7 protein-coding genes are annotated in these 10,967 nt (G+C 38.1%); 5 read left to right on the forward strand and 2 right to left on the reverse strand.

The window, feature by feature from the left end:
- On the forward strand, window positions 1-345 hold a 345-nt coding region (locus VIH09_RS05170; protein WP_331578576.1), incomplete at its 5' end, for a tRNA-dihydrouridine synthase.
- A gap of 119 nt (window positions 346-464) precedes the next feature.
- Here the strand turns inward: VIH09_RS05170 and VIH09_RS05175 are convergent.
- Window positions 465-1,664 (reverse strand): ABC transporter permease, encoded by a 1,200-nt coding sequence (locus tag VIH09_RS05175; protein WP_331578578.1) that lies wholly within the window; start codon window positions 1,662-1,664, stop codon window positions 465-467.
- Window position 1,665: 1 nt separating this feature from the next.
- Window positions 1,666-2,058: a 30S ribosome-binding factor RbfA gene (gene rbfA, locus VIH09_RS05180; protein WP_331578580.1), complete on the reverse strand. Its 393-nt coding sequence runs from the start codon at window positions 2,056-2,058 to the stop codon at window positions 1,666-1,668.
- 323 nt (window positions 2,059-2,381) lie between these two features.
- On the opposite strand from rbfA, the gene VIH09_RS05185 reads away from it, so the two are divergent.
- The 4 genes from VIH09_RS05185 to VIH09_RS05200 all read left to right on the forward strand — a co-directional run.
- A complete protein-coding gene (locus tag VIH09_RS05185; protein ID WP_331578588.1) occupies window positions 2,382-5,543 on the forward strand; it encodes a UvrD-helicase domain-containing protein in 3,162 nt (1,053 codons plus the stop codon).
- 49 nt (window positions 5,544-5,592) lie between these two features.
- A complete protein-coding gene (gene kbl, locus VIH09_RS05190; RefSeq protein ID WP_331578582.1) occupies window positions 5,593-6,786 on the forward strand; it encodes a glycine C-acetyltransferase in 1,194 nt (397 codons plus the stop codon).
- Window positions 6,787-6,919: 133 nt separating this feature from the next.
- Entirely contained in the window at window positions 6,920-8,356 is a 1,437-nt protein-coding gene (locus VIH09_RS05195) for an OmpA family protein (protein ID WP_331578584.1), read from the forward strand.
- Window positions 8,357-8,421: 65 nt separating this feature from the next.
- Window positions 8,422-10,967 (forward strand): PD-(D/E)XK nuclease family protein (locus VIH09_RS05200; RefSeq protein WP_331578586.1); only part of this gene is annotated, 2,546 nt, incomplete at its 3' end.

Consider the following 10,967-nt stretch of genomic DNA (forward strand, 5'->3'; position numbering starts at 1 on the left):
AAAAACGAATACGGTATCGACGGAATCATGATTGGTCGTGCCGCAATTGGATACCCTTGGATTTTTAACGAAATAAAACATTACTTCAAAACAGGCGAGCATTTGGCTAAACCAACTGTTAGTGATAGAGTGGAAGCGGTGCGCAACCATTTGACTTGGGCAATGGAATGGAAAGGAGAAAGATTGGGGATTGTGGAAACAAGACCACATTACACCAACTACTTCAAAGGAATCCATTCTTTTAAACCGTTCAAACAGCAATTGGTGACATTGGATCGTCCCGAAGAATTGTTCGCAGTTCTGAATGAGATCGAGCAGGCTTATGCCGGTTATGAGGTCGTTTAGAAGCTAGATTTTTATAACATTCAAACCCGACAAGTTTTTAAAACCTGTCGGGTTTTTTATAATAAAACGATACTGTTTCTAACTTAGAGACGAACTGCAGTTTATCTATATGAAATATACTAATCCAACAATTTCTTGCTCACTCGGCTACTCGCAATCAACGAAGCAATAAAGCCAAGGCTGACAATCGTTCCCATAACTATCAGCACGTTTTCTAAGGTGAAAACAACTGGATAAGCCAGTGTCGGTGTAATCATAACCAATTGGAAATGTTGCTGCAGCAGAACGATTATAATTCCTAAAACCAGTCCGATAATCCCGCCGAAAATACTCAACAGCGTTCCTTGTAGCAAAAATATCTTTCGTAAATCCTTGATTTCTGTCCCCAGATTAAAAAGCGTTTTCAAATTCCCTTTTTTGTCCAAAATCATCATAATCAGTGCACCGATGAGGTTGAAAAGTGCCACAACTATCACCAAAGTAAATATTAAATAAACTGCGATATTCTCCGTATTCAGCATTTTATACAAGGATTCATTGAGCTGAGCCCTGTTTTTTACGATAATTTTATTTTTGAAGATGGTTTGCAGATTGTCGATAATGGCACCTTCATCCGCTCCAGTTTTTTCTTTAATCTCGATTCCTGAAATTTGGTTGGATTTGTATTCCATTAATTCTTGGGCCAAACCTAAATCGGCAAAAACATATTTGGAGTCTAGGTCTTCACTGATAGCGTAAATTCCAACGGGATAAACTTCACTTTTATTAAAAGCCTGTTCTGCATTTTCAACAGTGCCTTTTCCTGGTTTTGGCACCAGAACTTCTAGGTTTTTGTTGAAATCCAATAAGCCCATCGAGAATTTTTGTGCAATTCCATAGCCTACAACTACTTGATCGCTGTCGGGCTCAAGCCATTGTCCGTTGTAAAGCGTTTTCTTGATTGCGTTGACTTTGCTGAAATTGGGGTCAACACCCTTCAAATAAGTAACTTCTTGCTTGTCGTCAAAAACAAACAAAACGCGTTCTTCAATTATTTTGGAATAAGAGGCAATGCCCTCAATTTTTTTGATTTGCGCTTCCTGTTCGGGAGTAACAAAAAAAGATTTCCCTAAAGTGCTGCTTATTTTTAGATCCGGATCGATATCATTGGTAAACGAAAGGCTGAAAACTTTCAATCCGCTAAAAACGGACAGGACCACAAACAAAGCCATCGCGCCAACAATGATTCCCATACTCGCGATGCGATTTATGATATTTATGGCATTGTTTTTACTGTTGCTACGAATGTAACGTTTGGCTATGTAAAGGGGAAAATTCAAATTATATCAACTTGCGTTTGTCTAAAAGCTCCCTGTTTTCAATTGGGTTGTCTCTGTTTGACAAAGCATTGTCAATTTTTTCAATGTAGTCCAAAGAGTCATCAATAAAGAAAACCAAATTAGGCACTTTTCTCAATTGCAAACGCACTCTTTGTGATAAATCATGTTTTATTGTTTTAGCATTCGACTTAACCGCCTCCAAAATCTCTTTTGCTTTGTCTTGGGGAAAAACGCTTAAATAAACTGTGGCAACAGACAAATCTGTAGTTACCGTAACCTTGGATACCGAAATAATTAAATTACTTACTCCGTTTTTTCTCACTTCACCTTGCAGAATGTCAACCAAATCTTTTTGGATAACCCCACCTATTTTTTTCTGTCTATTTGTTTCCATAGCGCAAAAATACTACTTTTAAACATTAAACAAACAATTTTTAAAAGCAACCTAATATTTCAGTTGTTTTTCAGAAGCTTTTTCCTGCTGTACACTCTATCTTTCCTGCCGAACCCCGTCAGGAAAGGATGCCGTTTCCATCAGGGCTAGGGATATCATCATTGGCAATACGGCGCTGCAATTAAAGAGCTTTTTCAACAATAATGGAGAGTATTTTTTACGCAAAAAACCTTTTCAGACATAAAATCACCATGAAAAATAGTAGCAATTCAGAACATACAGTAAATCCAGTTTCGGCTCCCTTCCCTTCGGGGAGGGCTGGGGTGGGGCGCCCTTCGTTCTCCATATATGACGCATCCGCAGGATCAGGAAAAACCTACGCATTAGTCAAAGAATACCTGAAAATTATTTTGGTGGCGCATAAAAATGACGCTTACCGAAATATTCTCGCCATAACGTTCACCAACAAGGCGGTACATGAGATGAAGAGCCGCATAGTGGGGAGTTTGTCCGAATTCGCCAAAGACCAACCTTCGCAAAAAGCAAATGATTTGATGCTGGATTTGGCTATTGATACTGATCTTTCTCTCATTCAGATCAAAACCAAATCCCAGCAAATCATCAAGCACATTATTCACAATTATGCCGCTTTTGACATTTCGACCATTGACAAGTTCACGCACAAAGTGATTCGTGCTTTTGCCCATGACCTGAATTTGCCCATGACATTTGAGGTGACTTTGGACACCGAGAATTTATTGGTTGAAGCCGTAGACGCGATCATCGCGCAAGCGGGCGAAGACGAGACTTTGACCAAGTTACTCATCGATTTCACCATGGAAAAAACGGACGACGACAAGTCTTGGGATATTTCTCGCGAAATCCTAGACACTGGCCGATTGGTTCTGAATGAAAATCACCGAAATGAAATCACCCATTTCCATGACAAATCCATTACCGAATTCGTAGAGATAAAGAAGAAACTAAAGGAGAGTTGTAAAGTTCTGGATAAGGAAAATGCCGATTTTGCCCAAGGAGTTTTGGAGCTAATAGAAAATAACGGAATTGATTTAAAATCTTTCTCTCGAGGAACTTTCCCAAATCACTTGGTCAGCATACGTGACGGAAAATACAACCCCAAAAACAAAATCTTTCTTGAGTTCGATGATATTGCGATCAACAAGACCGCAAAAGACCGCGCTTTAATAGAAAACCTAATACCCGAGTTAATCCAAATTCTGGGAACCATTTATAAAAAATTTGAGAAACGCGATTTCTATAATGCCTTTCTTAAAAATATAACGCCGCTTTCGTTGCTGAATACGGTGAGCAATGAATTGGCAAAAATTCAGGAAGAGCAGAACGTGCTTTCGATATCCGAGTTTAACGCCATTATTCACCGCGAAATTCAAAACCAGCCTGCGCCTTTTATTTACGAACGATTGGGCGAGCGCTACCGTCATTTCTTCATTGATGAATTTCAGGATACATCAGAGATGCAATGGCAAAACCTGATTCCGTTGATTGATAATGCCCTTTCTGGCCAGGATGATTTTGGAGAAAAAGGGACTTTGATGATTGTGGGCGACCCCAAACAATCAATTTACCGCTGGCGTGGCGGAAAAGCCGAACAATTTATCGAGCTGGGTAAGGACAATAATCCGTTTAACAATCCAGATAAAAAGCTGGAGCATTTAGATAAAAATTACCGCAGTTATTCTCAGGTTATTGACTTTAATAACGAATTCTTTAAATTAATTTCTTTAGAATTTGAGTATGTTGACTACAAAGACTTGTATGAGAATCACAGTCACCAAAAATCAAATGATAAAACGGGTGGCTATGTCAACATTTCCTTTATCCCGAAAGTAGAAACATCAGAAGATGACGAGGAAGCTTTGGATAAAACGGAATTATATGTTTTGGCGACCTTAAATACCATCCAGAAAGTGCTTCACGAAGGTTTTGAATACAAAGACATTGTGATTTTGACTCGTAAACGCAGTCAAGGAATTGCAATTGCTAATTATTTGACGGAACAAAAGATTCCGCTTTTGTCGTCAGAAACCTTGATGATTCAAAATGCAACCGAAGTTCGCTTGATCATCCACTTATTAAAATATCTGAAAAACAACGCCGACCTAGAAGCAAAAGCCTATTTTTTGCATTACATCGCCGAACATATTCAGGATAAAATGCCTGTTCATGATTTCATCGCCAAAGGAATGGAACACAAACAAGAAGCCGATTTCGAGAATTGGTTAACGAGTTTTGATATTTCACTTTTATTCCAAAACATCCGAAAGAAATCCTTGTACGAAACGGTAGAGATTATTGTATCCAAATTTCTATCGCCAAACCTCGCCGAAGGTGGCGGAGCTTATGTTCAATACTTTCTCGACATAGTTCTAGAAAGAGATGTTAGGAACCAAGCTGGAATTGCTGATTTCTTGAATTTTTGGGATAAGAACTCGGAGAAATTTAGCATTCCGTCACCAGAGGGCAACAATGCGGTTCGAATAATGACTATTCATAAGTCAAAAGGATTGGAGTTTCCAGTGGTAATCATGCCATTTGCTGAAGAGGATTATAGCAGGAAACCCAAAGATAAGTTATGGTTAAACGGGGAAGAGATGGATTTTGGTTTGCCTAAGGTTTTAATAGACAGCAGTAGCGCTGTGGAAGGTTTTGGTAAAGAGGCAAAATCGGTTTACGGTCAGAAAAAGCAGGAAGAATTATTAGATAATATCAATGTTTTGTACGTGGCTTTAACCCGTGCTGAGGAGCAATTACATGTTATTTCAAATATGAATTTGACTAGTAAAGGAGAAGTGAAGACAAATAACATGTCGACTTTCTTTATTAATTATTTAATGAATTACGGTGGTTTCGATGAAAGTAAGTTTGAATATGAATTTGGAAGCCGAAAGAAGTTATCTTCAAATGCAAAACATGTTGACACTTCAAAAAAGATTATTACAGTAGCTGAAACTTTAGATCCTAAAAACATAAAAATTGCCCAAAGGGAAGCTTTAATGTGGGGAACGCATCAGCAGGAGTCAATCGAGTATGGAAATGTGGTGCACGAAATCCTGTCATTTGTGAAAACAAAGGAAGACGTGGATTTGGCTGTCGATAAAGCTGTCGAAAACGGATTGATTAATTTTGGACAAAGAGAGTTGGTGTATCAAACGATTCAGGATATTGTCCATCATAAGGAATTGGAATTCTTTTTTGCGGAAGGGAATACCATTCTGAACGAACAGACCATTATTCGAAAAGAAGGCAGTACAATAAAACCGGACCGAATGGTGCTGAATAAAGAGAACGAAGTATATTTATTGGATTATAAAACGGGTGTCCATAACGCAAAATATCAAAAACAGCTAGAAAATTATCAACATGCTATTGAATTGATGGGCTATAAAGTCGTAAAAAAATCATTGATTTACATAGGAAAACAAATCGATGTAGTAAATTTGTAGGGTAAAAATGAATTATTCGCAAAAAGTAAATTTATAAAAAAGATAAAAAATGTACGGAAAAATTAGAGAACATCTTCAAAACGAATTGCAAACGATAGAGGATAACGGGATTTTCAAAAAAGAAAGAATCATCACTTCTCCACAAGGAGCAGAAATTACGATTTCAACAGGCGAGAAAGTGTTGAATTTTTGCGCCAATAACTATTTAGGTTTGTCATCTCATCCTGAAGTGATACAAGCTGCAAAAGATGCTTTGGATACTCATGGTTTCGGAATGTCGTCAGTACGTTTCATTTGCGGAACACAAGACATTCACAAAACTTTGGAAAGGAAAATATCGGAATTTTACGGAACGGAAGACACGATTCTTTACGCTGCCGCTTTTGATGCCAATGGGGGTGTTTTTGAACCTTTGTTCGGCGCAGAGGATGCTATAATTTCTGATAGCTTGAATCACGCTTCCATTATTGATGGGGTGCGTTTGTGTAAAGCGGCGCGTTATCGTTATGAAAACAGCAATATGGAGGATTTGGAACAACAACTGATCAAAGCCAACGAGACGGGAAGTCGCTTCAAAATCATCGTTACGGACGGAGTTTTCTCTATGGACGGTGTTGTGGCACCTTTGGACAAGATCTGTGATTTGGCAGACAAATACGACGCCATGGTTATGGTTGATGAATGTCATGCCGCAGGTTTTATAGGTGCAACCGGTAAAGGGACGCTTGAGGCAAAAGGAGTGATGGGAAGAGTGGATATAATAACAGGAACACTTGGAAAAGCTTTGGGTGGAGCAATGGGCGGTTACACCACGGCTAAAAAAGAAGTAATCGAATTGTTGCGTCAACGCTCCAGACCGTATTTGTTTTCAAATTCGTTGGCGCCTGCAATTGTTGGGGCTTCCATTAAAGTTTTTGAATTGCTGGAGAAAGACACTACTTTAAGAGATAAGTTGGAATGGAACACAAATTATTTCAAAGCGGGAATGAAAAGTGCAGGTTTTGATATTGTCGAAGGCGATTCTGCAATTGTGCCTGTTATGCTGTACGATGCTAAATTATCTCAAACTATGGCTGATGAATTGCTGAAGAAGGGAATCTATGTGATTGGGTTCTTTTTTCCCGTGGTTCCAAAAGATAAAGCAAGAATAAGAGTTCAATTGTCTGCTGCGCATACAAAAGAGCATTTGGACAAGGCGATCAACGCTTTTACTGAAGTAGGTCGCTCACTGAAAGTTGTGTAATTAAATTCCAAAGTTATATAATTACCACTTTTAAGGGTTTATACGGGTTTTTTTTAACATTTCATTTTGTATTTAAAAATTTACGTGTTACTTTTGTGTGTAATTAACTAAATTGTAATCAAAAAAATTAAGTATGAAACATCTTAACAAAATTTTAGTTGCTGTAATGATGGTGATGGGTTTAAGCGCTCACGCACAAGACAGTAACAATCCATGGGCTATCTCCTTTGGAGTGAATGCCGTAGACACTAGAACTAGTGCAGATAATGGAACGGGTTTTTTCGAACAGCATTTTTCGCAACCATTCGATGTAAAAAGCAATTGGAATGTTCTTCCATCGGTTTCTTACATAACCTTATCGAGATACGTAGGAAGTGATTTCTCTTTTGGAGTTCAGGGTTCTGTGAACAAAATTGAGAAATATGTGAAATTTGATCCTACCGCGCCTAATGCTGATGCACGCGGAATGGTTGTTTCTAATCCTGGTAATTTAATGTATTATGGTATTGATGCTGCTGTTAAGTATAGCTTCATGAACCTAATTAATTCTAAAGTTATTGATCCTTCATTACACGTAGGTGGAGGTTATACTTTCTTCGGAGATAGTAGTTATGGTACGGTAAACCCTGGTGCTGGATTAACTTTCTGGTTCACTGAAAATGTAGGTTTGGCTCTCGAAACGTCTTACAAATATGCTTTAGGAGCAGACAGAGAAGATGCTTCAGGTACTCCTGATGCACCATCACATTTTCAGCATACTGCTGGTCTTACTTTCAAATTTGGAGGAAAAGATACTGACGGTGATGGAATCTACGATAAAGATGATGCTTGTCCAGATGTTGCTGGTTTAAAACAATTCAACGGTTGTCCTGACACTGATGGTGACGGAATCCAAGATAGCGAAGATGCTTGTCCAGATGTGTTTGGTTTAGCTGCTTTAAAAGGATGTCCTGATACTGACGGAGACGGAATTGCCGATAAAGATGATGCTTGTCCAGATGTATTTGGTTTAGCTGCATTGAATGGTTGTCCAGATGCTGATGGAGATGGAGTTGCCGATAAAGATGACAAATGTCCTACTGTTGCAGGTCCAAAAGAAAACGCAGGTTGTCCTTGGCCAGATACTGACGGGGATGGAGTTTTAGATAAAGATGACAAATGTCCAGAAGTTAAAGGTACTGTTGCTAACAAGGGATGTCCTGAAGTTTCAGAAGAGGTTATGATGAAATTGAACGAGTATAGCAGAACTATTTTGTTTGATTCTGGAAAAGCTAGTTTCAAAAAACAAACTTACCCAACTTTGGTGTCAATTACTGAAATCTTGAAAGAATACCCATATTCAAGATTCTTGATTGAAGGTCATACTGATAGCGATGGTTCTAATGAATTGAACCAAACTTTATCAATGAACAGAGCTCATGCAGTTAAAAATTACCTAATTGAAAATGGTATTAAAGCTGATAGATTAGAGCATACTGGATATGGTGAAACTAAACCAATGGATACTAATAAAACTGCTTTAGGAAAAGCACACAACAGAAGAGTTGAGATTTCTTTAATAAAAGAATAAATTTTTCTTAAAATATTTATAGGAAACGCCCCGATTTATCGGGGCGTTTTTTTTATTTTTATGAAATGATAAATACTTCTTTCTTAGATAAAATCGCGCAGGTTTTAATAGAAAATTACTCCGACAATCTCACTAATACGATAGTGGTGCTGCCAAATAAAAGGGCAAAAATATTTTTAATCGAGGCACTTAAAAAACAAGTAGAGACCAATATTCTTTCCCCCGAAATTATCAGTATTGAAGATTTTGTTCAGGATATTTCGGGCATACGCTCTATTGATCCAATCGAACTGTTGTTTGAGTTTCATGAAGTCTATTTGTCTGTCACTGAAATGTCAGGCCAACAGTCTTTTGAGCTGTTTGCCAATTGGGCAAAAACGCTACTTCAAGATTTTAATGAAATTGACCGCTATTTATTAGACCCTACCCACGTTTTGTCTTACTTAAAAGACATCGAGGATATCAAAAAATGGGGAATCGAAGTGGAAAACAAAACCCAACTGCTAGAAAATTACATTGACTTCTGGAAATTATTACCCAATTATTACAAATCGCTGTATACCCATCTCCTTAAAAGAGGAATTGGATATCAGGGATTAATTTATCGGGAAGCGGTGGAAAATTTAAATCATTTTTCAAATTCAATCAAGGACAAGCAATATCTATTCGCGGGTTTCAACGCATTGAATGCCGCCGAAGAAAAAATAATACAGCACCTTATGGCTGCTGATCAAGCCAAAATTTACTGGGACGTCGATCAAACCTTTCTTAATGACCCGTATCACGATGCCGGATTGTTTGTAAGGCGATTTAAAGAAAGCTGGAAACATTATAAGACGAATCCTTTTGAGTGGATCGTGGACGATTTTTCACAATCTAAAAACATTCAGGTTATCGGCACGCCAAAAACAATCGGACAGGCCAAAATAGCAGGTAGTATCATTGAAAACATCATCAACGACAATCCAACCACAACTTTAGATAAGGTCGCGGTAGTTCTTGGAGAAGAAAACCTTTTAGTTCCTCTTTTATATTCGCTGCCATCGACAGTCGGCGCTTTGAATATTACCATGGGGTATTCAAGCAAAAACAATCCCGCCCAAATATTGATTGCAAAAATGTTCAAGATGCATACGAATGCCTTGTCCAGAAATGCAAGAAACTATGTTTTGTATTACAAAGATGTGTTGGATATTTTGACTCATCCATTGGTGGAACCTTACGCGAAAACATCTGGATTGGTAAACATAATAAATCAAAATAATTACACCTTCATAACCCATCATAAATTGATTGAATTAAATCCTGAGCCTACGGATCTGTTTCTGTTGCTGTTCGAAAAATGGGAAAAGGGTTCAATTCCGGTTTTAGAAACGGTATCTAAGTTATTGCTAAGGATTAAAGATAATTTGAGTAATGATAGCGAGGAGGAAAAGATAACGAAGGCCTTTGTTTTTGCTATTTTTAAAGTGATAAACAAACTAATCAGTTATTACTCCCAGCACGAACATATCGATAAGATAGACACTTTACACGCTATCTATAAGCAAGTAATTGATTTGGCCGAGGTTTCTTTTGAAGGTGAACCATTGAACGGTTTGCAAATCATGGGTGTCTTGGAAAGCCGTGTGCTGGATTTTGATACCGTAATCGTAACTTCCATGAACGAAGGGAAATTTCCTGCGGGTAAATCCCAGAATTCCTTTATTCCATATGACGTCAAACGCGAGTTAGGTTTGCCTACATTTAAAGAGAAAGATGCTATTTATACCTATCATTTTTACCATTTATTACAACGCGCCAAGAATATTTATTTGCTTTACAACACCGAAAGTGAAGGGTTGGATGCTGGCGAAAAAAGCCGTTTTATCACGCAATTGGAAGTCGAAAAACAACACAATCATAATTTATCTCACGAAATATACAACGCGGTTTTACCCGAAACGGCCTATACGCCAATGGTAATTCAAAAATCAGAAGCTGTGATGACTCGGCTGAAAGAGATTGCGACGGTTGGTTTTTCCCCTTCGGCATTGACGAGTTATATCCGAAATCCGATTCAGTTTTATTTCCAAAAGATTTTACGTATTCGAGAGGTCGAAGAAGTGGAAGAGAATATCGCCTTGAATACTTTAGGAACGATCATACACGAAACCTTGAAGGTGTTGTACGAACCTTTTATCGGGAAGTTTGTATCTGAACAGGACATAGAGAATTGCTTCAAACAAATAGATGCTGAGGTTTTAAAGCAATTTAAAGCGGTTTACAAAGAAGGGGAAATCAAAAAGGGACGAAACTTACTGGCTTTTGAAGTGGCTAAACGCAACGTTTCCAATTTCTTGAAAGTGGAGTTGGAAAGTATTAAATCTGGCGATGCGATCAAAATACTCGCTTTAGAAGAAACGTTTCAAAGGACGTTAATACATCCAAGCTTACCGTTTCCTGTTTTGATAAAGGGAAATGTTGACAGAATTGAAGAACGCAACGGAACCATCCGAATTATCGATTACAAAACCGGTAAGGTGGAGAAAGCGAGTGTGACCTTAAAAACTTGGATAGGATTGACTGAGGAAATCAAGAATGACAAAATAATCCAGGTTTTGGCGTATGC

Origin of the sequence: Flavobacterium sp. (assembly GCF_036515215.1) — a bacterium.
Taxonomy (GTDB): domain Bacteria; phylum Bacteroidota; class Bacteroidia; order Flavobacteriales; family Flavobacteriaceae; genus Flavobacterium.

Excerpts from the sequence above, each read along its gene's own strand:
- rbfA (WP_331578580.1), bottom strand. The coding sequence starts at position 2,058 with ATGGAAACAAATAGACAGAAAAAAATAGGTGGGGTTATCCAAAAAGAT.
- kbl (WP_331578582.1), top strand. The coding sequence starts at position 5,593 with ATGTACGGAAAAATTAGAGAACATCTTCAAAACGAATTGCAAACGATA.
- VIH09_RS05195 (WP_331578584.1), top strand. The coding sequence starts at position 6,920 with ATGAAACATCTTAACAAAATTTTAGTTGCTGTAATGATGGTGATGGGT.